Consider the following 23,889-nt stretch of genomic DNA (forward strand, 5'->3'; position numbering starts at 1 on the left):
GTAGTTGATGTCGACTCTCGGTGACCTGCTCGCCGAACACACCGTCCTGCCGGGCAACGCGGTGGACCACCTGCACGCGGTGGTCGGGGAGTGGCAACTGCTCGCCGACCTCTCGTTCGCGGACTACCTGATGTGGGTGCGCCGCGACGACGGTGCGCTGGTGTGTGTGGCGCAGTGCCGGCCGACCACCGCACCCACCGTTCTGCAGACCGACGCCGTGGGCAGCGTCGTGGCCGCCGACCAGCTGCCGCTCGTCGCCGACACCTTCGCCTCCGGCAGCGCCAAGCTGGAAGACCATGGCCCGCAAGACCCGTCATGGCCGCTGCCGGGCCAGCATGTCGAGGCCTCGCCGGTTCGCTACGGCGAGCAGGTGGTCGCGGTGCTCACGCGCCACCAGACCGCGCAGGCGGCCGACCACATGTCGGGGCACCTGGAGACCGCCTACCGCGATTGCGCCACGGACCTCGTCCACATGCTCTCGGAGGGCACGTTCCCCGACGTGCGCGACGTGGCCATGTCGCGCTCCACGCCCCGGGTCGGCGACGGCTTCATCCGGCTGGATGTCAACGGCGACGTCGCCTACGCCAGCCCCAACGCGCTGTCCGCCTACCACCGGATGGGACTCACCAGCGAGCTGGAGGGCCGCAGCCTGATCAAGGTGACGCGGCCGCTGATCTCCGACCCGTTCGAGGCCCAGGAGCTGGCCGAGCACGTGCTCGACCTGCTGGCCGGCGGGAAGAGCATGCGCATGGAGGTCGACGCCGGTGGTGCCACCGTGCTGCTGCGCACGCTGCCCCTGGTCGTCGCTGGTGTCGGCGCCGGCGCCGCGATCCTGATCCGCGACGTCACGGAGGTGAAGCGGCGCGACCGCGCCCTGATCTCCAAGGACGCCACCATCCGCGAGATTCACCACAGGGTCAAGAACAACCTGCAGACCGTGGCGGCGCTGCTACGCCTGCAGGCCCGCCGCACGGTCAACGTGGAGGGCCGGGAGGCCCTGATCGAGTCGGTGCGCCGCGTGTCGTCGATCGCGCTGGTCCACGACGCGTTGTCGATGTCGGTGGACGAGCAGGTGAATCTCGACGAGGTGATCGACCGGATCCTGCCGATCATGAACGATGTGGCGTCGGTGGACCGGCCGATCCGGATCAACCGCGTCGGTGACCTCGGCGTTCTCGACTCCGACCGCGCGACGGCCCTGATCATGGTGATCACCGAGCTGGTGCAGAACGCCATCGAGCACGCCTTCGATCCGGCCGCACCGGAGGGGTCGGTGACGATTCGCGCCGAGCGCTCGGCGCGCTGGCTCGACGTCGTCGTGCACGACGACGGCCGTGGCCTGCCGGAGGGATTCAGCCTCGACAAGTCCGACAGCCTGGGGCTGCAGATCGTGCGGACCCTGGTATCGGCCGAGCTGGACGGGACGTTGGGCATGCGCGAGGCCCCGGGCCCGGGAGGCAACAAGGGCACCGATGTGGTGCTGCGGGTTCCGATCGGCCGCCGGGCGCGGTTGCCCATCTAGGTCGCAACGCCGGACGCAACAGTGCGGCCCCGACGATTCGTCGGGGCCGCACTGTTTGCTGACTGGGTCAGACTCCGCTACGGGCCTTCGTCCGGGCGTTGCGACGCTTCAGCGCGCGCCGCTCGTCTTCGCTCATGCCGCCCCAGACGCCCGAGTCCTGGCCCGTGTTCAGGGCCCAGGACAGGCAATCTGTGGTCACCGGGCACCGATTGCAGATCAGTTTCGCGTCAGCGATCTGCGCGATAGCCGGGCCGCTGTTCCCTACCGGGAAAAACAGCTCGGGGTCCTCGTCGCGACAGACCGCCTTGTGGCGCCAATCCATAAGTTGTTACTCCTCACTGAGTGCGCAGCAAGGCGCACGGCCAATTTTCTTCGGCTGTTAAGCGTGCACAAGAAAAGGGTCCGCGCCCCTACGTAAATTTCTGCATGCAACCTTTTAATCGTTTCACAGGCTCAACAGAAGTCAATAGCAGTGAGTTCGCTCGTGGGCTATCTCACTTCGCCCGTTACGTCGTTGAGTCCTCACTCAGTTGTACTACACTGATCGGCTACTTCTGGAAATTTTCATGCCGGCGGGCGATTCGCGTCCGCGTCACCGCAGGTCGCGCGGCGTTTTCGCGGGCGGCGCAACCACCGGCAGCAGGTCGGGCACCGACCGGAACGTCATGGCGCCGCGCAGGCCCAGGTAATCGCCGTCGAACTGGCAGGCGATCGGCTCCCCGGGGCAGGTGACTCTGGCGCACGCGACATCGTCGTCGCGGATGAGTTGCTCTGCCTGCGGATTTCCCCGCTTCGACAGGATCTGGCCCACCAGTCGGAGCGTCGGGAAGATTTTCATGCTGGTCAGGGCGAACACCCCTAGGCCCGTCTCGAAGCTGCAACCGGGGTTGGGTCGCAGCGGCCGGTTGTTGCTGTACGTCCAGGGGTTGGTGTTGGACACCCACACGAAATGCACCCCCGAGACCGGTTCGCGCCCGGGCAGCTCCAGCGTCAGCCGTGGCGCCCGCCGGCTGAAGGCCACCGACGTGGGCACCGCCACCCACCAATAGCGCAGCGCGTTGACCTTGACGCCCTTGTCGCGCTGGGCCTCCACCCCGGCCACCACCTCCGCGTCCACGCCCATCCCCGCGTTGAGCACCGCCCACCGCTCGCCGCAGTCGATCAGCCCGATTCGGCGCCATGCCTGGTGGCGGCGGTAATCGTCGATCAGCTGGATGAGCTGATTGGTGGCGGCGACCGGGTCCGTCGAGATGCCCAACGAGCGCGCCAGCACATTCGCCGAGCCGCCGGGCAGCACCGCGACGGCGGGCAGGTGCGCCGGCGGCGTGGAGCCCGGCTGGCCCAGCAAACCGTTGACGACCCCGCTCACCGTGCCGTCGCCCCCGTGCACGACCACCAGGTCCAACCCGTCCGCGACGGCGTCCCGTGCGAGCTCGGCGCCATGACCGGGATGGGTGGTGTGCTCGACGGTGAGTTCCAGGCGGCTCTTGAGCGCGTGCGCGACCAGGTCGCGGGCTGCCGGAGTGGTCGAAGTGGCGGTGGGATTCACGATCAGCACGGCGCGCATGATGCTCGAGCTTATGCGCGGCGGTTATGGCCCCGCTGTGGCAGCCGGGACCCCCACTACGCTGGCGCATGTGACGCAGCCCCGCAATCCGGCCGGATCGACCAACCCGGTGCCGCCGGCCCCCGTGCGCGCCGCGGGCGTCATCGTCGCGATCCAGGGCGCGGCCGCGCTGGTGGTGGCGGTGATCCTCGGGGTGCGGGGCCTCGCCGGGGCCGACCAGCGCATCGTCAACGGGCTGGGTACGGCCGTCTTCTTCGTTGTGGTCGGCGCCGGGGTGCTCGCGGCGGGGCGCGCGCTGACCGTGGGCAGGCGCTGGGGTCGTGGGCTGGCCGTCATCACCCAACTCCTGCTGTTGCCCGTGGCGTGGTACCTCGTCACGGGTTCGCACCAACCGGCCGCCGGGGTCCCGGCCGCCGCGGTTGCACTGACGGTTTTGGTCCTGTTGTTCACTCCGGCTGCGGTGCGCTGGGCCGCGACCGCCGGTCAGGGCGGTCCGGCCAGCCCGGCCAACCGGGCACCCGACAACCGGTAGGTCGTCCATTCGCGCTGCGGCTGACCCCCAACGCCGTCGTAGAGCGCGATGGCGTCGGAATTCCAGTTCAGCACCGCCCACGACAACCGCGTGTAGCCGTTCGCGAGGCACTCACCCGCCAATGTGGCCAGCAGCGCGCGGGCGAGGCCGAGGCGGCGAAACCTGGGACGTACGAACAGGTCTTCGAGGTGGATACCCGCGACGCCGTCCCAGGTGGAAAAATTGGTGAACCACAGCGCCATCGCGGCGATCTCGCCGTCGATTTCCGCGACGTGCCCGTGCAGCGTGGGCGATTCACCGAAAAGCGCGGCGGTGATTTGCGTTTCGGTGACGGTGCATTCGTCGGCGGCGTGCTCGAATTCGGCCAGCGCGTGGATCATGTCGGTGATATCGGCGGCGTCCTGAGGAATGACGCCGCGAATGTGCGCGCTCACGACCGGACCCCCAGCGCGTTCAGCATCGTCGTGAATTTCGTTGTGGTTTCCGCGACTTCGGCGTCCGGGTCGGACTCCACGACAATGCCGCCGCCGGCGCGCGCGAGGGCGGTGCGGCGGTCCGCGGACAATTGCGCGCAGCGAATGGACACCACCCAGCGGCCGTCTCCGCTGGCGTCGCACCAGCCCACGGCGCCGGCATAGAAACCGCGCTCGCCGTCCAATTCGGCGATCAACTCGGTCGCCGCCTTCGTCGGCACCCCGCCCACCGCCGGGGTCGGATGCAGCGCCAGCGCCAGATCGATTGCGGTGGTTGACGGGTCGCGAAGCCGGCCGCCGATCGGGGTGCACAGGTGCCAGACCGCCGCGGTGCGGCCCAACTCGGGCTCGGGCGCGATCGTCAGCTCGTCGCACAGCGGCTCCAACGAGTCGCGCATGCTGTCGATGACCAGCCGGTGCTCGTGGCGGTCCTTGGCCGAGGCCGCCAGCGCGGCGGCGTTGGCGGCGTCGAGTTCCGGGTCCGCGGCGCGCGGGGCGGACCCGGCGAACGGCCGGCAGACGACCCGGTCACCGCTGCGCGCCACCAGGAGTTCCGGGCTGGCCCCGACCAGCGCCGCACCCGCATAGCCCTCGCCGGCCGCAGTCAGATCGACGAGGTAGCCGTATGCCGCCGGATCCGCGGCCACCAGTCGACGCAGGATGGCGCGGGCGTCCAGTGGTGCGTCGGCGCAAAGACGCAGCGCGCGGGACAGCACGACCTTGCTCAGCGGGTTTCCTGGCGCGGCCAGCTGCTCCCGCGCCCGGCCGACGATCCTGCGGTAGTCGCCCGGTGCCGGGATGGCGGCATCGATATGCACCGGCGGCGGCGGTCCCGTCGGCCAGTCCGGCGGTGCGGCGGCCCGCACCGAGCCCGGCGTCAGCAGCGCGGCCGGCCTGCCGATGTCAAAAGGCAACGCGCCCATCACGATCGGCGCCGATGCCGAGCGCAGCGCCGCCTGTGCCGCCCCCACGTCGCGGTAGCGTTGCCGCACACCGTCGGCGATTAGGGTCCCTTCCGGGCCGCACAGCGCGAACGGGGGCTCTGGGCTGAGCTCTTCGGGACCGCTCACCCGGGCGTGATCGCCTGCGGCTGGGCGGTCAGGCCGAGCGCGGCAAGCTGCCGCACTCCGTGCTCGAAACCGCACACCCCGATGGAGCCGGCGAGCATCCAAAAGCGGCTGCCCTCGACCAGCGGCAGCTCCACCCAGCGCGTGATCACCGACCGGGAGAAGTGGCTGTGGCCCACGAACACCACGTCGCGTGCGGCCATGTGCTCGAGGGCGAAGGCGACGGCGCGGTCGGCCCGGTCGCTGACCTGCGCCACGCTCTCGCCGCCGGGGCAGCCGTGCGTCCAGACCAGCCAGTCCGGCACCGATTCGTGGATCTGCGCGGTCGTCAGTCCCTCGTAGGAGCCGTAGTCCCACTCGGAAAGCAGGGAAGACACTTCGTCGACGGCGAGCCCGGCCAGCTTGGCCGTGGTCAACGCCCGGATGCGCGGGCTGCTGACCACGAGCGGGTTCGACAGGTGCAGTTCCCGCAGCACGCGCCCGGCAAGCTCGGCCTGGACACGGCCGGTGTCGGTGAGCTCGAGGTCGGTCCGGCCCGTGTGCTGGCCCGACTTCGACCATTCCGTCTCACCGTGGCGGAGCAGCACCAGCCGGTGGTCGTGTATGCCCATATCGACTGATTCTGCCCGACGATATGCCGACTCAGTGCCCGGAGCGGGCGGCGGGCGAACATGCCAGGATGGCAATGTGAACAAGACCCGGGTATTGGCGGTTGCAAACCAGAAGGGCGGCGTGGCCAAGACCACGACGGTCGCCTCGCTGGGCGCGGCTTTTGCGGACGAGGGGCGGCGGGTGCTGCTCGTCGACCTGGACCCGCAGGGCTGCCTGACGTTCTCGCTCGGTCAAGACCCCGACAAGCTGCCCGTGTCCGTCCATGAGGTACTGCTCGGCGAGGTCGAGCCGAGCGCGGCGCTGGTCACCACGATGGAGGGCATGACGCTGCTGCCCGCCAACATCGACCTCGCGGGCGCGGAGGCGATGCTGCTGATGCGGGCCGGCCGCGAATACGCGCTCAAGCGCGCGCTGGCGAAACTCTCCGATCAGTTCGACGTCATCATCATCGACTGCCCGCCGTCGCTGGGCGTCCTCACCCTCAACGGACTGACCGCGGCCGACGAGGTCATCGTGCCGCTGCAGTGCGAGACCCTCGCCCACCGCGGGGTCGGCCAATTCCTGCGCACCGTCGCCGACGTCCAGCAGATCACCAACCCCGATCTGCGGATGCTGGGCGCGCTGCCGACGCTGTATGACTCCCGCACCACCCACACCCGCGACGTGCTGCTCGACGTCGCCGACCGCTATGACCTTCCGGTGCTCGCGCCGCCGATCCCGCGCACCGTGCGCTTCGCCGAGGCCAGCGCCTCGGGCGCGTCGGTGATGTCCGGGCGCAAGAACAAGGGCGCGTCCGCTTACAGTGAGCTCGCGAAGGCGCTGCTCAAGCACTGGAAGACCGGCAAACCGCTGCCGACTTTCGCCGTCGAGGCCTAGTCGAGGCCTAGTCGCGGCGCTCACCGGGGCGAGGTCAGCCGAGCGCCACGACAGTGTCGCCGCGCTGCTCGAACACCCGCGATCCCGACACCGCGGGGACCACGGCCGCGGTGCTCGGCACCCGGTCCACCGGAATGTAGCGTTCGTTGACGCCACTGATCGGGTCGTAGACGCCGATCGCGCCGGTCACCGGCACCAGCAGCCGGCCGGCCATCATGACGCCCGGCCCCAGCGGGGCCGTCATCCCGCCCGCGGCGATGGTGTAGCGCAGCGTCAGGTTGCTCGCGTCGAACACCATCAGCGAGTCGCCGGTCCACCAGGTCACCAGGCTGCCGGACTGTGCGACCACCGACTGCGACGGCGGCTTGGGCAGCAGGGTGCTCGACACCGTGGTGCCGGTCCCATCGATCACGTCGACGCGGGGCTGGGCCGCGGCGCTCCCGGCCTGCGCGCCGGGAATACCGGGCAGGTAAACCGCCGTGTTGCTCTCCCAGACCGCTAGCACCCGGGCACCCGAATCGGCCGGGATGCCGGGCTCCGGGACGATCTGCTGCTGGGGCTCGTCGTCGTCCTTGCCTGGCCGCAACAGCACCAGCCGCAGGTTCGCCTGGTTTCCGCAGCCCTCGAGCACCGAGACCGCCGACGAGCTGGCCGCGGCGGAAACCAGGGTGCACCCGGAGTGCAGACCCCGCGCCGACGGCTTGACCCGCGCATCGGTCTCGCCGTACGACATCATCCGGACCAGGTCCGAGCGCCATAGCTCCAGTCGCGTAGAACCCGCCGACAGCACGGTCGTGCCGTCGGAGGTGAGCCGCACGCGCGTGTCGGCGTAGCTGCTGCGGGCCGGTCCGCGGCGTCCGGTGGACGCGTCGAGCGCGCTGACCTGGCCGCAGCCGCGGTCGTCGCGGAAGACTGCGATCGCGTAGTGGTACACCCAGGACACGCCGCACAGGTCGGTGTCGCGGGCGTAGCTCCAGTGGGATTGCCCGGTGCCGGGGTCGCGGCCGTCGACCCGGCGGCCGTCGCCGGTGGCGAGCGTCCCGCCCACCACGATCGGGGTGGTGGTCGCGGGGCTGTGCGCGGTCCACAACTGATGCAGCGTGGCCGGCACTTCCCGGGCGGAGCTCGGATTCGGGGCCGGGACGGCGGCCGGCCGGCTGATGGTGGCCCGGGCGTCGCTCGTCCACCAGATCAGCGACGCGGCCGCGGCGACGGCGAGCGCGATCGCCGCGGCGGCGACAACGTCGCCCCTGGTCCGGCGTTCGGGCTTGACCATGCCTCGGCGCGCTAGTTGGCGGGTGCGCCGGCTTCAGCCGGCTTGCGGCGCCGGCGGCGGCGCCGGCTGGCGCCGGGGTTGCCGGACGGGGCGCTCGAAGCGGCCTCGGCGGCGGGCTCGCCGGCGGCGGGGCCGGCGGAAGCGTTGCCGCTGGTATGCCCGCTGACGGGCTGACCCCCCCGCGTGCGGCGCCGGGTGCCTGAGCGCTTCCGCGCCGGCTTGTCCGACTTCTCCGCCTCGCCGTCCCGGCCGGCCTCGCGGCGCTTGGTCTGTGTGCCGCGCGGGGACCCGACTGTGCCGCGCGCCTCGGCGGGGATGCCCAGCTCGTCGTACAGGTGCGGCGAGCTGGAATACGTCTCGGCGGGCTCGGGGGTGTCGAGTCCCAGCGCCTTGTCGATCATCGTCCAGCGGGGCAGCTCGTCCCAGTCGACCAGGGTGACCGCGACACCGGTCTTGCCGGCCCGCCCGGTGCGCCCGATCCGGTGCACGTAGGCCTGTTCGTCCTCGGGAATCTGGTAGTTGACGACGTGGGTGACGTCGTCGATGTCGATGCCGCGGGCGGCCACGTCGGTGGCCACCAGCACGTCGATGTCTCCGGCGCGGAATGCCTTGAGCGCCTTTTCCCGGGCAACCTGGTTCAGATCGCCGTGCACGGCGCCGACCTTGAAGCCCCGCTCGGCCAGCTCGTCGGCGACCTTCTGGGCCGTGCGCTTGGTGCGCGTGAAGATCATCGTCGCGCCGCGGCCCTCGGCCTGCAGGACGCGGCTGACCAGCTCGACCTTGTCCAGCGCGTGGGCACGGTAGATGAACTGCTCCGTCTTGTCGTGCACGGCCGAGGAATGAGGCGCCTCGGCGCGGATGTGGGTGGGCTGGTTCATGAACGTGCGGGCCAGCGTGATGATCGGTCCCGGCATGGTCGCCGAGAACAGCATCGCCTGCCGGTCGGTGGGGATCTGGCGCAGGATGCGCTCGATGTCCGGCAGGAAGCCCAGATCGAGCATCTCGTCGGCCTCGTCGAGCACCAGCATCGACAGCCCGCCGAGCTGCAGGTGGCCCTGCTGGGCGAGGTCGAGCAGCCTGCCCGGGGTGCCCACCACCACGTCGGCACCGGCGCGGAGCGCCTCGATCTGGGGCTCGTAGGCCCGTCCGCCGTAGATGGACACCACCGACACCCGTCGGCCGTCTTCGGCGGTCAGGTACTTGGCGGCCGTGGCCAGGTCCTCGGTCACCTGCACGCAGAGTTCACGGGTGGGCACCACGACCAACGCGCGCGGCGCGCCGGTCAGCGGCCGTTCGCCGTTGCCGATGCGCTGCAGCAGCGGCACCCCGAAGGCGAACGTCTTGCCCATGCCAGTGCGAGCCTGGCCGATGACGTCGTCGCCGGCCAGGGCCATCGGCAGGGTGAGTTCCTGGATGGCAAAGGGACGCTCGATGCCCTTCTCGGCCAGTGCCCGCACGATTTCGTCGCGGACGCCGAGTTGGGCAAAGCTGAGTTCAGTTGTGTTTGTGAGTGCAGTCATATGGGGGAGGGAAACCTTTCGGTGACGTTCCGTCGTGTGTCGGTGTTTTCTCGGTCGCGGTTCACGCGCGCACGAGTTCCGACTCCGAAAACGTCGCCGAGTCGCCGGCCCCTCGCTCAGCCCGAGGTTCGATCTGAGCGGGCCCAATCCAGGCGGGCCAGCACGTGCACGCACATTTCGCCGGTAATGGCGGCAACGGACATGCCAATACCTATGCCCATGATAGCTGGTCGACAGCCGGCCCCCATGAACCGGCGGATTCGCCGACTAGAGTGTTGCCATGACTCGGTCCTCCTGGCAGCCCTCCGAAGCCGATCTGGAAGCCGACCGGGCGGACGGCCCACGGGCCTCGCTGCTGACGGCCGATCATCCCGGCGTCAACGAGCTGTTCGCGGTCCTGGCATACGGCGAGATCGCGGCGTTCTACCGGCTCACGGACGAGGCGCGGATGGCACCCAACCTTCGCGGCCGGATCTCGATGGCGAGCATGGCTGCCGCCGAGATGGGCCACTATGAACTGCTGCGCGACACGCTGGAGCGCCGCGGCGTCGACGTCGTCGCGGCGATGTCGAAATACGTTTCCGCGCTAGAGAATTACCACCGGCTGACGATGCCGAGTACGTGGCTGGAAGCCTTGGTGAAGACGTATGTCGGCGACGCGCTGGCCGCGGACCTGTACCTGGAAATCGCCGACGGCCTACCCGATGAGGTTGCCGACGTCGTGCGGGCGGCCCTGGCCGAGACCGGGCATTCGCAGTTCGTCGTCGCCGAGGTGCGCGCGGCGGTGACCGCGAGCGGCAAGCAGCGCAGCCGGCTGGCGCTGTGGGCTCGCCGGCTGTTCGGTGAGGCGATCACCCAGACCCAGTACGTGCTTGCCGACCACGACGAGTTGGTCGACCTGGTCCTGTCGGGCGCTGGTGGGTTGGGCCAGCTGCACGCATTTTTCGACCGCCTGCAGCAGACCCACGACCGGCGGATGAACGAGCTCGGGCTGGCGTAAGGCCGCTCAGCGCGTGCAGGTCGCCAGATTGTTGTTGTTCGCCGACGCCACCACCGTTTGACCGGCGGCGTTGACCACCGAGCAATTCAGCTGGCCATAGAAGCTGCTCGCCACCACCGACACCGTCTGGACCCCGGGGTTCAGCACGATCATCCTCGACCAGGGCAGCGCCACGTTGAACTCGGTCTGCGGGTAGCCACGGGCGTCGGTGTAGACGATGTTGACCAGGTCCAGCAGCTGCTTCGAGCCGGTCACGGTGTAGACGACGGTGCGGGGGTTGATTGTGGCCGTCGGCGACGGGAGGGCCGGCGCCGGCGCGGCGGTGGGCGTCGGCACGAGGGTCTGCGGGGGCAGCGTGTTCGTCGGCGCGCTGCGCGGCGGGACGGTGGTGACCGTCTCGGGCGGCAGTTGCGCCGCCGGGGCGGGGGCCGCGGACGCGCTGGGCGGGTTGGTCGCCGTCGGTGACGGGGTCGCGGAGGTCGACGTCTGCGGCATCGGCGGAACCACCGTGGCCTTGGTCGACGCGCTGTCACCGCTGTTGATGATCACCGCGGTCGCGATCGCGCCGATCGCCACCACGGCGCCCAGCAGCGCCGCGATGGGGCGCCAGCGGAACTCGGCGGGCCAGCCCGTCCAGTCGTAGTCGTCGGCGGGCAAGGAGTCGGTGTCTTCGGTTCCCCAGGCGTCGTCGCCGGCGTAGTCATCGGGGTAGTCATCGGGATAGTCCCGGAATCGGTCGTCGGGGCGGGGCTTGCCCAGGGGGGACTTGCCCGGGGGCGACAGAGTGGTACCCATGGTGCCGAAGGTAATGATGTGAAATCAGGGGTGCGGCGCTGCGCGCCACTGTCGATCCACCTGCAAGCGAATCGTTACCTGCGCGCGACCGGGTTTCACTTACCGCGAACCGGCCTGGGGGGCCGAGGCGCGGCCTATGCCCGTCCACTAGCCTGCTGCTGACAGGTCTGCGACTTCGAACGCCATTGGAAGAGGGGTGACCGTGGAGGTCAAAATTGGTATCACGGACAGTCCGCGCGAACTGGTGATCTCCAGCGCGCAGACGCCGGCCGAAGTCGAGGAACTGGTGACCGCTGCGCTGAGCCAGGGCTCGGGTTTGCTCAGCCTCGGCGACGAGAAGGGCCGTCGCTTCCTGGTGGACAGCAAGAAGATCGCCTACGTCGAGATCGGCGCCCCGGATGCGCGCCGGGTGGGCTTCGGTATCGGTGCGGAGGCGGCGCGGCTGGCCGCCAAGGTCGCTAAGAGCGAGTAAGCGGCACGTGTGACAGCCCGCCCCAGGCGAACTGGACGGTGCCTTCGACGGCGTCCGACTTCGAGATCGGGCGGTCGGAGTCCAGCCAATAGCGGGCGCAGTCGACGCTGATGCCGACCAGCCCGACGGCGATCATCCGGGCACGGTGCGGATCGAGGCCGGAGTCGGCGCTGATCAGCGCGAACACCGCGTCTGTGCACGATTCCGTGGCGACACGCACCTGCGCGGCGACCTCGGGCTCGGTGACGTAGTCGTTCTCGAAGATCAGGCGGTAGCCCTGGCTGTCGTGCTCGATGAAGTCGAAGAACGCCTGGACAGCGGCGTGCAGCCGCTGCCGGTTGTCGGTGGTGGTGCGCAGCGCCTGCTGCACCCCGGAGACCAGGTTCTCGACGTGCCGGGCGAGAACCGCCAGGTACAGCTCGAGCTTGCTGGAGAAGTGCTGATACAGAACGGGTTTGCTGACGCCCGCGCGCTCGGCGATCTCGTCCATCCCGGCCGCGTGGTAACCGTGGTCCACGAAGACGTCGCTGGCGACCACCAACAGCTGGCCGCGGCGCTCGTCGCGCGGCAGTCGGTTGCCGCGGCGATTCTGGGTTGACGCGGCGTCGGGCCGGACGCGGTCGTTCGCTCTGACGGCACGGCGCGCCGCCGTCTTGGCGAGATCGCTCATCGAGTCCCCATCCGGTCCTGGCGACTGACCGTTTCCCGTCTGGGCCAGCCGCGCTCGTCGCACCGACCTTACTACTCGCGGCGTGTTGACGATCGTTGTGGAAGCCGTCGCCGCTGGCAGGGCGGTTGTCGTTCGGCCCGCTCGGGCGCGCCAAGGGCTGCGGTCGCCGGACCTGTGCCATCCTGGGGAAATGACGTCGCAGCGGCCTGTGCGCGGCACCGGTCGGGTGCCGGTGCTACGCGACGAGTGGCGAGAACCACTGCGCGCGCTGCGCGACCCGATCGGGCGGGAGGGGGGACGCGTCCGCGCCGACCGGGAGCGGCCGCGCCAGTGGCGCAAACAGACGTGGCTGGGCCGGTTCGTGTCGACGTACGGCTGGCGCGCGTACGCGTTGCCCGCGCTGGCGGTGCTCACCGCCGTGGTGATCTACCAGACGGTCACCGGCACCAGCGCGACGAAACCGGCGGCGACCCACTCCATTCAGGCCCCGCCCGCCATCGGCGCGGTGGGCACCGCAATCATCGATGCGCCGCCCCGCGGGCTCGCGGCGTTCGACGCCAACCTGCCCGCCGGAACGCTGCCCGACGGCGGCCCCTTCACCGAGGCGGGTGACAAGACATGGCATGTCGTCCCCGGGACCACACCGCAGTTCGGCCAGGGCACGGCCAAGGTGTTCCGCTACACCGTTGAGGTCGAAAACGGCATCGACCCAACGATGTTCGGCGGCGACGCCGCATTCGCCCAGATGGTCGATCAGACACTTGCCAATCCCAAGGGATGGACGCACAACCCGCAGTTCGCGTTCATCCGGATCGACGACAGCACCGGCGCAAAGCCCGATTTCCGGATCTCGCTGGTGTCCCCGGTGACCGTCCGGGAGGGGTGCGGTTACGAGTTCCGGCTCGAAACATCCTGCTATAACCCGTCGTTCGGGGCGGACCGGCAATCGCGGGTCTTCATCAACGAGGCGCGCTGGATCCGCGGGGCCGTGCCGTTCGAGGGCGACGTCGGCTCCTACCGGCAGTACGTGATCAACCACGAGGTCGGCCACGCCATCGGGTATGTGCGCCACGAGGCGTGCGACGTGCAGGGCGGGCTGGCGCCGGTCATGATGCAGCAGACGTTCTCCACGTCCAACGACGACGCCGCCAAGTTCGACCCCGACGTCGTTAAGGCCGACGGGAAGACCTGCCGCTTCAACCCCTGGCCCTACCCGATCGCCTGACCCGCTCTTGAGCCGCGCTCGAGCCGCTCTCGAGCCGCTGCGACTGCGGCCCCGGCGCCCAGCCTGCTCCCACGGCGTACAACGGACGGGTCACCACGATCTGCGCGCAGGCTCGGGGCAGTCACCGCGGGCTCGTTGCCGCGCCTGGAGAGTCCTGCTGAGATGGATCGTGAACGGGAGCAGAGAACGCTAGAGAAACCGGGAGATGTTCGGTGTCGAAACCCCAGCCGTCGCTGCCGCCGCTGGTGGAACCCGCGGCCGCGCTGAGTCGCGAGGAGGTGGCCCGCTACAGCCGCCATCTGATCATCCCGGACCTGGGGGTGGACGGGCAGAAGCGCCTGAAGAACGCCCGGGTGCTGGTGATCGGGGCCGGTGGCCTCGGGGCGCCGACGTTGCTGTACCTGGCCGCGGCCGGCGTCGGCGCCATCGGCATCGTCGACTTCGACGTCGTCGACGAGTCCAACCTGCAACGGCAGATCATCCACGGGGTGGCCGACGTCGGGCGCCCGAAAGCCAGCTCCGCCCGCGACTCGATCGCGGCGATCAACCCGCTGGTCGACGTGCGCCTGCACGAGGTCAGGCTGGACGCGAGCAACGCGATCGAGTTGTTCGGGCAGTACGACCTGATCGTCGACGGCACCGACAACTTCGCCACCCGGTACCTGGTGAACGACGCCGCGGTGCTGGCCGGGAAGCCCTACGTCTGGGGGTCGATCTTCCGCTTCGAGGGCCAGGTGTCGGTGTTCTGGGAGGACGCTCCCGACGGGCGAGGGCTGAACTACCGCGACCTCTACCCGGAGCCGCCGCCGCCCGGATCGGTGCCGTCGTGCGCCGAGGGGGGCGTGCTCGGAATCGTCTGCGCCTCGATCGCTTCGGTGATGGGCACCGAGGCTATCAAGCTGATCACCGGGCTCGGCGAATCGCTGCTGGGCCGGTTGATGATCTACGACGCCCTGGAGATGACGTACCGCACCATCGCGATCCGCCGGGACCCGTCCGACGCGTTCCGGCCCCGGATCACCGAGCTCGTCGACTACGAGCAACTCTGCGGTGCGCCGACCGCCGGCGTGGGCGGGACCGAGGGCGGCTCGTCGATCACTCCGCGGGAGTTGCGCGAGTTACTGGACTCGGGCACGAAGCTGGCCCTGATCGATGTCCGTGAGCCGGCCGAGTGGGACATCGTGCACATTGATGGCGCTCAGCTCATTCCGACGTCACTGCTCAGCACCGGGGAGGGGCTCGCCAGGCTGCCGCAGGACCGCATGCCGGTGCTGTACTGCAAGACGGGCGTTCGCTCGGCCGAGGCGCTGACCGCGGTGCGGAAGGCCGGATTCACCGATGCGGTGCATCTGCAGGGCGGCATCGTTGCCTGGGCCGAACAAATGCAGCCCGACATGGTCATGTACTGATCCGGTCGGCTGAGGCTCCGGGCGGCGACCCGCCGCGCCCGGCTTCGCCGCGCTTGCGGTCGCCGCGAGGCCCCTCTATTACGCTACGCATGTGATTGTCGAGCCACCGCCGGAGCATGTCCTGTCGGCGTTCGGCTTGAACGGCGTGCAGCCCGTCGCGCTCGGTCCCGGCTGGGAGGGCGGCTGGCGATGCGGCGAGGTCGTCCTGTCCACCGTGGCCGACCACGCGCGTGCGGCCTGGTCGGCCCGGGTGCGCGAGACGCTGTTCGTCGACGGCGTTCGGCTGGCCCGGCCGGTGCGTTCGACCGACGGCCGCTACGTGGTGTCGGGCTGGCGGGCGGACACCTTCGTGGCGGGCGTCCCCGAGCCCCGGCATGACGAGGTGGTCTCGGCGGCGGTGCGGCTGCATGAGGCGACGGGCAAGCTCGACCGGCCCCGGTTCCTGACGCAGGGCCCGACGGCGCCGTGGGGGGAGGTCGACGTCTTCATCGCCGCCGACCGCGCCGCGTGGGAGGAGCGGCCGCTGGCGTCGGTGCCGCCGGGGGCGCAGACGGCCCCGACGGCGGCGGACGCCGAGAGATCCGTCGAGCTGATCAACCAACTCGCCGCATTGCGCAAGCCGACCAGGAGCCCCAACCAGCTGGTGCACGGGGACCTCTACGGCACAGTGCTTTTCGTCGGCACCGCCGCGCCCGGCATCACCGACATCACGCCCTACTGGCGGCCGGCCTCGTGGGCGGCCGGGGTGGTCGTCGTGGATGCCCTGTCCTGGGGCGAGGCCGACGACGGGCTGATCGAGCGCTGGAGCGCGCTGCCGGAATGGCCGCAGATGTTGTTGCGGGCGTTGATGTTTCGGTTGGCCGTCCACGCGCTGCATCCGCGCTCGACAGCCGAGGCGTTTCCCGGTCTGGCGCGCACGGCGGCCCTGGTTCGGCTGGTGCTCTAACCGCCGGCGCTCAATCCGCGAACGTGTGACGGACTTCGTGCAGCGCCACCTTGCCGTCGGCCGCGAGAACCCCCTCGGCACGCAACAATTCCAGCTGCCGGGTTCTCAGGTGCTGTGCCGGGCGCCCCGACGCGGTGATCACGCGGTGCCACGGCAGGTCCGACGAGTCCGTCCGCATGATCCACCCGACGATGCGTGGGCTGGAAAGCCCCGCCACGTCGGCGATGTCGCCATAGGTGGCGACCCGGCCGGCGGGAATCGACGCGACCAGCGAACGCACCCGCTCGACCTGCTCCTCGGTCACCGGCGCCACGGTCAGTCGACCCCGGCCAGCCCGCGGACCAGCGCGGCGACTTCGTCGGGCTTGGCGTAGGGCACCATGTGGTTGCAGTCGAAATCGAGCAGCGTGAAGTCGGACCCCAGGCGCTCGTTCAGCCCCGCGACGAGTTGGTCGCCGACGTAGGGCGGCGTGGTCTGCTTCGCCCGGACCAGCGTCGTGGTCGTACCGGCGGGCGGCAGCACGGCGGCCCGCGCCAGCTCACTCCAGTACGAGATCATCGCCGGCAAGCTGACGCGCCAGCCGTACCGGCCGGTGGGCAGCGTGACCAGGTGTTCGTCGATCTCGGCGTCGAGCAGCGCGGGGTCCACATCCGCCCAGGAGCCCGTCGCCTTCTCCATGCGCGCCTCCTCGGCGTCCGGGTAGTCCGGGGAGGACAGCATCGCCTCGGCGATCTGGCGCATCCGGTTGCCGTCGAGCCCCACCGCGGGGTCGAGCAGCAACAGCGCCTTGACGAGGTCCGGCCGGGCCGCGGCCAGGTGCATCGCGAGCGCGCCGCCGAACGAGTGGCCGACCACGAGGACGGGCGCGTCGGCCCCCTGGTCGAGCAGCGCGGCCAACGCGCCGACGTTGGCGTCGATGGTCCACGGCGCCGCCCACGACGACCGACCGTGGCCGAGGAGGTCCGGCGCCGCGACGGCCAGGCCAGGCAGGTACCCGGCCAGGTGCTCCCAGCGCTGCCCGTGGCCGGTCAGGCCGTGGACCGCGAGGACGTGCACCGCACCGGGCGGACCGTAGCGGTGCACGTACATGCCCGCGACCGCCGGCTCAGCGATTGTCGTCCCAATCATCCTCCGCCGGAACGACGAACGCTTGCTCGATCACGTCGGCCTCGTTGGCCTCGCGTTCCCCTGCGGTCAGGTAACTGGTGTCCAAGCCCGCCTCGTCGTCGAGGTCGACGGGTTGCTGTTGCTCCACGGCGTCGCCTTCCGGCGCGTCGTCGATGGGAAAGCCGCGATCGACGTTCTCCACGATCAGAATCCCTCCTTACCCATTCTTCATCCGTTCATCGGGCCTTGGATCGGCCGCTGAATCACGACGCAATAACGACGTGCACCCTCCACCCTAGGATCCGCCGGGATCGGCGCATCCCGGGTCGACTTGTCATACCCCGGTGGTTGCATGCAGCCCATGTCATACACCTGGGACGACGGGCCGGCCACCCTCCTGGCGCCCGGCGCGCGCGGGTTGGTGCGGGTGCTGGGCGGCCCCGGCACCGGGAAGAGCAGCCTGCTGGTCGAGGCGGCGGTCGTCCGCATCCGAGCCGGGGCCGCGCCGGAATCGGTTCTGCTGCTTACCGGGTCGGGCCGCATCGGGACGCGGCAGCGCACCGCCTTGACGACGGCGCTGCTGCGGGCGAGCGACGCCGGATCGGTGCGGAGCGCCGTCCGCGAGCCGCTGGTACGCACCGTGCACAGCTACGCGTACGCGGTCTTGCGGCGTGCCGCCCAGCGGGGCGGCGATGCACCGCCGCGGTTGGTCACCAGCGCCGAACAGGACGCCATCATCCGGGAGCTGCTGGCCGGCGACCTCGAAGACGGACCGCGGGCCGCGGTCGCCTGGCCCGCGCATCTGCGCCCGGCCCTGAGCACCGCCGGGTTCGCCACTGAACTGCGCAACCTGTTGGCCCGCTGCGCCGAACGCGGGGTGGACCCGCAGGCGCTCGAGCGGCTGGGCCGGCGTTGCCGGCGCGCGGAATGGGTCGCGGCCGGCCAGTTCGCGCGCCAGTACGAGCAGGTGATGCTGCTGCGGGCGGCGGTCGGGACGGCGGCGCCGGAGGCGACGACGCCGGCGCTCGGTGCCGCCGAGCTCGTCGGCGCCGCGCTGGAAGCGTTCGCGGCCGATCCGGAGTTACTGGTCGCCGAGCGCGCCCGGGTCCGGGTTTTGCTGGTCGACGACGCGCAACAACTCGACCCACAGGCGGCCCGGCTGGTCAGGGTGCTCGCGGCGGGCGCCGACCTCGCGCTGGTGGCCGGCGATCCCAATCAGGCGGTGTTCGGTTTCCGGGGTGGGGAGCTGAGCGGACTGCTCGCCGACGATTCCCCGTCGGTGACGCTGACGGTCTCGCACCGCTGCGCCCCGGCGGTGGCGCGCGCCGTGACCGCCGTCGCCCGGCGGCTGCCCGGCGGCAGCGGTGGCAAGCGGATCGAGGGCACCGGCGATGACGACGGGTCCGTCGCCGTGCGCCTCGCCGCGTCGGCCCATGCGGAGGCGACGATAATCGCCGACACGCTGCGTCGCGCCCACCTGGTCGACGGCGTGCCCTGGTCACGGATGGCGGTGCTCGTCCGCTCGGTGCCGCGCTCCGCCGCCCGGCTGCCCCGCGCCCTGGCCGCCGCGGGTGTCCCGGTGGCGGCGCCGGCCGCCGGGGGAGCGCTGTCGGCCGAGCCGGCGGCCCGGGCGCTGTTGACGGTCCTGGCGGCCACCGTCCACGGATTGGATGGTGACCGGGCGCTGGCGTTGCTGACCGGACCGATCGGCCGGGTCGACCCGATTTCCCTGCGGCAGCTGCGCCGAACCCTGCAGCGCGCCAACCCCGATCGTTCACCCGGCGACTTCGGCGGCCTGCTGGTCGAGGCGCTGACCGGCGACCGGGCACCCGTGGGTGCCCAGGCCCGCGCGCTGCAGCGGGTGCGGGCGGTGCTCGACGCGGCTGCAGCCGGCCACGTCGCCGACCCGGGCGCGCCCGCCGTGGGGGGAGATCCGCGCAACACCCTGTGGAACGCGTGGCAGCGCTCCGGGCTGCAACGCCGCTGGCTGTCGGCCGCCGAGCGGGGCGGTCCGGCGGGCGCCCAGGCCGCCAGGGATCTCGAGGCGGTCACCGCACTGTTCGACGTCACCGACGACTACGTGTCCCGCACGCCCGGCGCGTCGCTGCGGGGCCTGGTCGAACACGTCTCGGCGCTCCGGCTGCCGAGCGGCAACCCCGAACCGGTGAACGTGGCCGAGCAGGTGCGGGTGCTCAGCGCGCACGCCGCGCTCGGGCACGAATGGGACGTGGTAGTTATCGCCGGCCTGCAGGAAGGCCTCTGGCCCAACACCGTCCCGCGCGGTGGCGTGCTGCGCACCCAGCGGCTGCTCGACGTGCTGGACGGCGTCACCGACGATGCGTCGGTCCGGGCCCCGCTGCTGGCCGAGGAACGCAGACTGCTGGTGGCGGCCATGGGCCGGGCCTGCCGCCGGCTGGTGGTGACGGCGGTGGACGGCGACGCCGTCGGCGCCGACGGGGAGTCGGCGCTCCCATCGCCCTTCTTCCACGAGCTCGCGCAACTGGCCGAGCACGCCCAGGGCTTGCCGGAGCCCGTCTCGGCCCCCCGGGTGCTGTCGGCGGCGGCGGTCGTGGGTCGGTTGCGCGGCGTCGTTACTGCCCCCGATGGGGCGGTGGCCGACGACGCCCGCCGCTGCGCCGCGACGCAATTGGCGCGATTAGCCAAGGCCGGTGTGCCGGGCGCCGACCCGGCCGGCTGGCAGGGCCTGGTCACGGTGAGCACCAACGAACCTCTGAGGTCCCCGCAAGACCCCGTGACGCTCACCCCGTCGAGCCTGCAGACCCTCGACGACTGCCCGCTGCGTTGGCTGGCCGAGCGGCACGGCGGCACCGACGCGCGGGACCTGCGGTCCACGGTCGGCTCGGTGGTGCACGCGCTGGTCGCCGAAACCGACAGGGCGGATGCCGAGTTGCTGGCCGGACTGGAGCGGGCCTGGAAGCACCTGCCGTTCGACGCCCAATGGCACTCGGTCAACGAGTTGGCCCGTCACCGCGCAATGATCGAGGCCTTCGTCGAGTGGCGGCGCCAGACCCGGGGCGAGCTGACCGAGGTTGGGGTCGAGGTCGACATCGATGGGACGCTGGCGAGCGTCCGCGACGGCGGCGGCGAGGTCCGGCTTCGCGGCCGGGTCGACCGACTGGAGCGTGACGCGGCGGGCCGGCTGGTGATCGTCGACATCAAGACGGGCAAGACGCCGGTCAGCAAGGACGACGCCCAGCGACACGCCCAGTTGGCCATGTATCAGCTGGCGGTGGCCGAGGGTCTGGTGCCGGGCGAGTCCCGCGATGGCGAGCCAGGTGGGGCGCGGCTGGTCTACGTCGGCAAGAGAGGCGCGGCGGGCGCCACCGAGCGCCAGCAGGATCCGCTGACCGCGGCCGGCCGCGACGAGTGGCGCAACCGCGTCGGGGCGGCGGCCGACGCGACTGTGGGCCCGCAGTTCGTCGCGCGCCGTAACGACGGGTGCACGCACTGCCCGATCCGGCCGTCTTGCCCGGCCCACACCGAGGACAGGGGACCGCTGTGAAACCGCGCTACACGCCGGCCGAATTGGCCGACGCGCTTGGGCTTTTCGCGCCCACGGCCGAGCAGGCCGCCGTCATCGCCGCGCCGCCGGGACCGCTGGTCGTCATCGCGGGGGCCGGCGCCGGCAAGACGGAGACGATGGCCGCGCGGGTGGTGTGGCTCGTCGCCAACGGGTACGCAGAACCCGGCCAGGTGCTGGGGTTGACGTTCACCCGCAAGGCGGCCGGTCAGCTGTTGCGCCGCGTGCGGTCCCGGCTGGCCCGCTTGGCGGGCATCGGCCTGACGGGCGCCGGCGCGGTGGTGGCGGATACGGCCGGAGCGCCGGTGGTCAGCACGTACCACGCCTTCGCCGGTTCGCTGCTGCGCGACCACGGCCTGCTGCTGCCGGTCGAGCCCGACACCCGGCTGCTCAGCGAAACCGAGTTGTGGCAACTGGCTTTCGACGTGGTCAACGGCTACAGCGGGGAACTGCGCACCGACAAGTCGCCCGCCGCGGTCACCGCGCTGGTGCTGCGATTGTGGGGAGCGCTGGCCGAGCACCTGGTGGACACGGGCCAGCTGCGCGACACCCACGGTGAGCTCGAGCGGTTGGTGCACGCGCTGCCGGCCGGCCCCTATCAGCGCGACCGGGGCCCAAGTCAATGGCTGCTGCGGCTGCTGGCCACCCAGACCGAGCGGGCCGAGTTCGTGCCGCTCCTCGACGCGCTGCGGGAACGCATGCACGCCGCCAAGGTGATGGACTTCGGCGCCCAGATGGCGTCCGCGGCGCGACTGGCGGGGGCCTTTCCGCAGGTGGGGGAGGAGCTGCGCAACCGCTACCGGGTGGTCCTGCTCGACGAGTACCAGGACACCGGGCATGCCCAGCGCATCGCGCTGTCCGCCCTCTTCGGTAGGGGCATTGACGACGGGCTGGCGCTGACGGCCGTCGGGGACCCCATCCAGTCGATCTACGGCTGGCGTGGCGCCTCGGCGACCAATCTGCCCCGGTTTGCCACCGACTTCCCGAAGTCCGACGGCACCCCCGCGCCGATCCTGGAGTTGCGGACCAGCTGGCGTAATCCCCCGAGCACGCTGCACGTGGCCAACGCCATCTCGGCGGAGGCGCGGCGCCGTTCGGTCGCCGTGCATGCCCTGCGCGCCCGCCCGGACGCGCCGCCCGGCACCGTCCGATGCGCGCTGCTGCCGGATATCCAGGCCGAGCGGGACTGGATCGCTGATCATCTGCAGCGCGAGTACGAGCGGGCCCGCGCCGACGGGGTCAGCCCACCCACCGCCGCGGTTCTGGTGCGCCGCAACGCCGACGCGGCGCCAGTCGCCGCCGCACTCGCCGCCCGCGGCGTGCCGGTCGAAGTGGTGGGGCTGGCCGGGCTGCTGTCCATCCCCGAGGTCGCCGACGTCGTGGCCATGCTGCGGCTGGTCGCCGAGCCGACGGCGGGCGCGGCGGCGATGCGGGTGATCACCGGACCGCGGTGGCGCCTGGGCGGCCGGGACGTCGCCGCACTGTGGCATCGCGCGCAGACACTCGGTGGGCGACGTGGCCCCGATGACGCGGCGTCGCCCGAGGCGATCGCGATCGCGGCGGGCCCCGATGCCGATGTGGTGTGTTTGGCCGACGCGATCAGCGATCCGGGCGGCGCCGACGCGTATTCGCCCGCCGGGTACCAGCGCATCGCAGCGCTCGCCGTTGAGTTGACCGCGTTGCGCGCCCACCTCGGGCATTCGCTACCCGACCTGGTTGCCGAGGTGCGTCGCGTGCTGGGCGTCGACTGCGAGGCGCGGGCCGCGGCGGGGGTCGCCGCCGGGTGGAGCGGAGCCGAGCACCTCGAGGCGTTCGCCGACGTCGTCGCCGGCTACGCCGAGCGGGCGGGCGTCGCCGGGACCGATGCGTCGGTGGCTGGCCTGCTGGCCTACCTTGACGCCGCGGAGGCCGTCGAGAACGGCTTGCCTCCCGCGCCGGCGGTCGTGGCCCGGGATCGGGTGCAGGTGCTCACCGTGCACTCGGCCAAGGGCCTGGAGTGGCAGGTGGTGGCGGTCGCACACCTGTCGGGCGGCGTGTTCCCGTCCACCGCGTCGCGCGGCAGCTGGCTCACCGATCCCGGCGAGCTGCCGCCCTTGTTGCGCGGCGACCGCGCCTCGGCGGGTGCGCTCGGCATTCCGGTGTTGGACACCTCCGCGGTGACGAATCGAAAACAGTTGTCGGACAAGATCGCCGAGCACCGCGGCCAGCTGGACCAGCGCCGGGTCGACGAGGAACGCCGGCTGCTCTATGTCGCCATCACGCGGGCGGAGGACACCCTGCTGGTGTCGGGCCACCATTGGGGTGGCAGCGGCGCCAAGCCGCGCGGGCCGTCGGACTTCCTGTGCGAGCTCAAAAGCGTCATCGACCAGTCGGCTGCGGACGGCGAGCCGTGCGGAGTGGTCGAGCAATGGGCCCCTGCCCCTGCGGATGGGGAGTCGAACCCGCTGCGGGACAATGTGGTCGAAGCGGTCTGGCCGGCAGACCCGCTGGCTGCGCGTCGCGGTGCCGTTGAGCGCGGCGCGGTGCTGGTGACCCAGGCGATGTCGGCAGGCGACGCCGGGGCCGCCGGGGATGTCGACGGCTGGACCGCCGACGTCGACGCGCTGCTGGCGGAGCGGGCACGGTCGGCCGCGCCGCGCGTGCACAGCCTGCCCGGGCAAGTGTCGGTGAGCGGCCTGGTCGACCTGGCCCGCGACCCCGCGGCCGCCACGCAGCGGTTGTTGTACCGGCTGCCGACACGTCCCGACCCGCACGCGCAGCTGGGCAATGCCTTCCACGCTTGGGTGCAACAGTTCTACGGCGCCGAGTGGCTGTTCGACCTCGGCGACCTCCCCGGCGCGGCGGACTCCGAGGTCGGCGAGCTGACAGGACTCGCGGCGTTACAGGCGGCATTCACCGAATCGCCCTGGGCGGCAAGGACTCCGGCCGCGGTCGAGGTGCCGTTCGAGATGGCGATCGGCGATCGGGTGGTGCGCGGCCGCATCGACGCCGTGTTCGCCGACCCCGACGGGGGCTTCACTGTGGTGGACTGGAAGACCGGCGAGCCCCCGCGCGGAGCCGAGGCCGTGCGGCACGCCGCCGTCCAGCTCGCCGTCTACCGCATGGCGTGGGCCGCGATGTCCGGGATTCCCGCATCGGCGGTGCGCACCGCCTTCTACTACGTGCGAACCCGCACGACGGTTGCCCCGGAGGAACTGCCGGGTCAAGCGGAACTGGCCCAACTCCTGGCGGACGGGGCCGGCAACGGGCCCGCCGGCGTGTGACCTGTGCCGCCCAGGT

General features: G+C 71.2%; 22 protein-coding genes. 10 read left to right on the forward strand and 12 right to left on the reverse strand.

Annotation, left to right across the window (positions count from 1 at the left end):
* The first annotated feature begins 7 nt into the window (after positions 1-7).
* Positions 8-1,522 carry a sensor histidine kinase gene (locus tag SKC42_RS20955; RefSeq protein ID WP_330966190.1) on the forward strand — a complete coding sequence of 505 codons (1,515 nt, stop codon included), beginning with the start codon at positions 8-10 and terminating at the stop codon, positions 1,520-1,522.
* Positions 1,523-1,589: 67 nt separating this feature from the next.
* On the opposite strand, the gene whiB1 is transcribed toward SKC42_RS20955, so the two are convergent.
* Together whiB1 and SKC42_RS20965 are read right to left on the reverse strand one after the other, a co-directional pair.
* A complete protein-coding gene (gene whiB1 / locus SKC42_RS20960) occupies positions 1,590-1,844 on the reverse strand; it encodes a transcriptional regulator WhiB1 (protein ID WP_330966191.1) in 255 nt (84 codons plus the stop codon).
* A 270-nt stretch (positions 1,845-2,114) separates the two neighbouring features.
* On the reverse strand, positions 2,115-3,089 hold the full coding sequence (locus tag SKC42_RS20965) for a diacylglycerol/lipid kinase family protein (protein ID WP_330966192.1): 975 nt from the start codon (positions 3,087-3,089) through the stop codon (positions 2,115-2,117).
* 70 nt (positions 3,090-3,159) lie between these two features.
* Between SKC42_RS20965 and SKC42_RS20970 the strand changes: the two genes are divergently transcribed.
* Positions 3,160-3,621 carry a hypothetical protein gene (locus SKC42_RS20970; protein WP_442932209.1) on the forward strand — a complete coding sequence of 154 codons (462 nt, stop codon included), beginning with the start codon at positions 3,160-3,162 and terminating at the stop codon, positions 3,619-3,621.
* Here the strand turns inward: SKC42_RS20970 and SKC42_RS20975 are convergent.
* From SKC42_RS20975 to SKC42_RS20985, 3 genes are read right to left on the reverse strand one after another with little or no spacing between them, the layout of a single operon-like run.
* Positions 3,573-4,001, reverse strand: a complete 429-nt coding sequence (locus tag SKC42_RS20975; RefSeq protein ID WP_330966251.1) for a GNAT family N-acetyltransferase — start codon at positions 3,999-4,001, stop codon at positions 3,573-3,575. The genes SKC42_RS20970 and SKC42_RS20975 overlap by 49 nt on opposite strands.
* A gap of 50 nt (positions 4,002-4,051) precedes the next feature.
* Positions 4,052-5,164 carry an isochorismate synthase gene (locus SKC42_RS20980; protein ID WP_330966193.1) on the reverse strand — a complete coding sequence of 371 codons (1,113 nt, stop codon included), beginning with the start codon at positions 5,162-5,164 and terminating at the stop codon, positions 4,052-4,054.
* Positions 5,161-5,772: an acid phosphatase gene (locus SKC42_RS20985; RefSeq protein WP_330966194.1), complete on the reverse strand. Its 612-nt coding sequence runs from the start codon at positions 5,770-5,772 to the stop codon at positions 5,161-5,163. The genes SKC42_RS20980 and SKC42_RS20985 overlap by 4 nt, the downstream gene beginning before the upstream one ends.
* 76 nt (positions 5,773-5,848) lie before the next feature.
* Here SKC42_RS20985 and SKC42_RS20990 point away from each other — a divergent pair, with 76 nt between their 5' ends.
* Positions 5,849-6,649: a ParA family protein gene (locus SKC42_RS20990; RefSeq protein ID WP_330966195.1), complete on the forward strand. Its 801-nt coding sequence runs from the start codon at positions 5,849-5,851 to the stop codon at positions 6,647-6,649.
* A 34-nt stretch (positions 6,650-6,683) separates the two neighbouring features.
* Here the strand turns inward: SKC42_RS20990 and SKC42_RS20995 are convergent, their stop codons facing one another.
* Positions 6,684-7,925, reverse strand: coding sequence for an Rv3212 family protein (locus tag SKC42_RS20995; RefSeq protein ID WP_330966196.1), 1,242 nt, complete (start codon positions 7,923-7,925; stop codon positions 6,684-6,686).
* 11 nt (positions 7,926-7,936) lie between these two features.
* Positions 7,937-9,445 carry a DEAD/DEAH box helicase gene (locus tag SKC42_RS21000; RefSeq protein ID WP_330966197.1) on the reverse strand — a complete coding sequence of 503 codons (1,509 nt, stop codon included), beginning with the start codon at positions 9,443-9,445 and terminating at the stop codon, positions 7,937-7,939.
* A 280-nt stretch (positions 9,446-9,725) separates the two neighbouring features.
* Here SKC42_RS21000 and SKC42_RS21005 point away from each other — a divergent pair, with 280 nt between their 5' ends.
* Positions 9,726-10,445 (forward strand): ferritin-like fold-containing protein, encoded by a 720-nt coding sequence (locus SKC42_RS21005; protein WP_330966198.1) that lies wholly within the window; start codon positions 9,726-9,728, stop codon positions 10,443-10,445.
* Positions 10,446-10,451: 6 nt separating this feature from the next.
* Here SKC42_RS21005 and SKC42_RS21010 read toward each other — a convergent pair whose 3' ends face one another.
* The gene (locus SKC42_RS21010) at positions 10,452-11,240 is read right to left on the reverse strand and encodes an MmpS family transport accessory protein (RefSeq protein ID WP_330966199.1); all 789 of its coding nucleotides are present in this window, start codon (positions 11,238-11,240) and stop codon (positions 10,452-10,454) included.
* Positions 11,241-11,436: 196 nt separating this feature from the next.
* On the opposite strand from SKC42_RS21010, the gene SKC42_RS21015 reads away from it, so the two are divergent.
* The gene (locus SKC42_RS21015) at positions 11,437-11,712 is read left to right on the forward strand and encodes a DUF3107 domain-containing protein (protein WP_330966200.1); all 276 of its coding nucleotides are present in this window, start codon (positions 11,437-11,439) and stop codon (positions 11,710-11,712) included.
* Here SKC42_RS21015 and SKC42_RS21020 read toward each other — a convergent pair.
* A complete protein-coding gene (locus SKC42_RS21020; RefSeq protein ID WP_330966201.1) occupies positions 11,699-12,382 on the reverse strand; it encodes a TetR/AcrR family transcriptional regulator in 684 nt (227 codons plus the stop codon). The genes SKC42_RS21015 and SKC42_RS21020 overlap by 14 nt on opposite strands.
* Positions 12,383-12,572: 190 nt before the next feature.
* On the opposite strand from SKC42_RS21020, the gene SKC42_RS21025 reads away from it, so the two are divergent.
* The 3 genes from SKC42_RS21025 (at position 12,573) to SKC42_RS21035 (ending at position 15,962) form a co-directional block, all read left to right on the forward strand.
* Positions 12,573-13,607 carry a DUF3152 domain-containing protein gene (locus SKC42_RS21025; protein WP_330966202.1) on the forward strand — a complete coding sequence of 345 codons (1,035 nt, stop codon included), beginning with the start codon at positions 12,573-12,575 and terminating at the stop codon, positions 13,605-13,607.
* 212 nt (positions 13,608-13,819) lie between these two features.
* Positions 13,820-15,016 carry an adenylyltransferase/sulfurtransferase MoeZ gene (moeZ, locus tag SKC42_RS21030; protein WP_330966203.1) on the forward strand — a complete coding sequence of 399 codons (1,197 nt, stop codon included), beginning with the start codon at positions 13,820-13,822 and terminating at the stop codon, positions 15,014-15,016.
* Between the two features lie 91 nt (positions 15,017-15,107).
* A complete protein-coding gene (locus SKC42_RS21035; RefSeq protein ID WP_330966204.1) occupies positions 15,108-15,962 on the forward strand; it encodes a TIGR02569 family protein in 855 nt (284 codons plus the stop codon).
* Between the two features lie 10 nt (positions 15,963-15,972).
* Here the strand turns inward: SKC42_RS21035 and SKC42_RS21040 are convergent, their stop codons facing one another.
* From SKC42_RS21040 to SKC42_RS21050, 3 genes are read right to left on the reverse strand one after another with little or no spacing between them, the layout of a single operon-like run.
* A complete protein-coding gene (locus SKC42_RS21040; protein ID WP_330966205.1) occupies positions 15,973-16,275 on the reverse strand; it encodes an MGMT family protein in 303 nt (100 codons plus the stop codon).
* A gap of 2 nt (positions 16,276-16,277) precedes the next feature.
* The gene (locus tag SKC42_RS21045) at positions 16,278-17,090 is read right to left on the reverse strand and encodes an alpha/beta hydrolase (RefSeq protein WP_330966206.1); all 813 of its coding nucleotides are present in this window, start codon (positions 17,088-17,090) and stop codon (positions 16,278-16,280) included.
* Positions 17,068-17,280: a hypothetical protein gene (locus tag SKC42_RS21050; protein WP_442932214.1), complete on the reverse strand. Its 213-nt coding sequence runs from the start codon at positions 17,278-17,280 to the stop codon at positions 17,068-17,070. Before SKC42_RS21050 ends, SKC42_RS21045 begins: the two co-directional genes overlap by 23 nt.
* A 150-nt stretch (positions 17,281-17,430) precedes the next feature.
* On the opposite strand from SKC42_RS21050, the gene SKC42_RS21055 reads away from it, so the two are divergent.
* Together SKC42_RS21055 and SKC42_RS21060 are read left to right on the forward strand one after the other, a co-directional pair.
* Positions 17,431-20,592: an ATP-dependent DNA helicase gene (locus SKC42_RS21055; RefSeq protein ID WP_330966208.1), complete on the forward strand. Its 3,162-nt coding sequence runs from the start codon at positions 17,431-17,433 to the stop codon at positions 20,590-20,592.
* A complete protein-coding gene (locus tag SKC42_RS21060) occupies positions 20,556-23,873 on the forward strand; it encodes an ATP-dependent helicase (protein ID WP_442932215.1) in 3,318 nt (1,105 codons plus the stop codon). Before SKC42_RS21055 ends, SKC42_RS21060 begins: the two co-directional genes overlap by 37 nt.
* The last annotated feature ends 16 nt before the right edge of the window (positions 23,874-23,889 follow it).

Source organism: Mycobacterium sp. 050134, from assembly GCF_036409085.1.
Taxonomy (GTDB): domain Bacteria; phylum Actinomycetota; class Actinomycetes; order Mycobacteriales; family Mycobacteriaceae; genus Mycobacterium.

Coding starts and splice junctions, on each gene's coding strand:
- SKC42_RS21025 (WP_330966202.1), top strand. CDS start 12,573: ATGACGTCGCAGCGGCCTGTGCGCGGCACCGGTCGGGTGCCGGTGCTA.
- SKC42_RS20975 (WP_330966251.1), bottom strand. CDS start 4,001: ATGATCCACGCGCTGGCCGAATTCGAGCACGCCGCCGACGAATGCACC.
- whiB1 (WP_330966191.1), bottom strand. CDS start 1,844: ATGGATTGGCGCCACAAGGCGGTCTGTCGCGACGAGGACCCCGAGCTG.
- SKC42_RS20965 (WP_330966192.1), bottom strand. CDS start 3,089: ATGCGCGCCGTGCTGATCGTGAATCCCACCGCCACTTCGACCACTCCG.
- SKC42_RS21045 (WP_330966206.1), bottom strand. CDS start 17,090: ATGATTGGGACGACAATCGCTGAGCCGGCGGTCGCGGGCATGTACGTG.
- SKC42_RS21010 (WP_330966199.1), bottom strand. CDS start 11,240: ATGGGTACCACTCTGTCGCCCCCGGGCAAGTCCCCCCTGGGCAAGCCC.
- SKC42_RS21055 (WP_330966208.1), top strand. CDS start 17,431: ATGTCATACACCTGGGACGACGGGCCGGCCACCCTCCTGGCGCCCGGC.
- SKC42_RS21005 (WP_330966198.1), top strand. CDS start 9,726: ATGACTCGGTCCTCCTGGCAGCCCTCCGAAGCCGATCTGGAAGCCGAC.
- SKC42_RS20995 (WP_330966196.1), bottom strand. CDS start 7,925: ATGGTCAAGCCCGAACGCCGGACCAGGGGCGACGTTGTCGCCGCCGCG.
- SKC42_RS20985 (WP_330966194.1), bottom strand. CDS start 5,772: ATGGGCATACACGACCACCGGCTGGTGCTGCTCCGCCACGGTGAGACG.
- SKC42_RS21000 (WP_330966197.1), bottom strand. CDS start 9,445: ATGACTGCACTCACAAACACAACTGAACTCAGCTTTGCCCAACTCGGC.
- SKC42_RS21020 (WP_330966201.1), bottom strand. CDS start 12,382: ATGAGCGATCTCGCCAAGACGGCGGCGCGCCGTGCCGTCAGAGCGAAC.
- SKC42_RS20955 (WP_330966190.1), top strand. CDS start 8: ATGTCGACTCTCGGTGACCTGCTCGCCGAACACACCGTCCTGCCGGGC.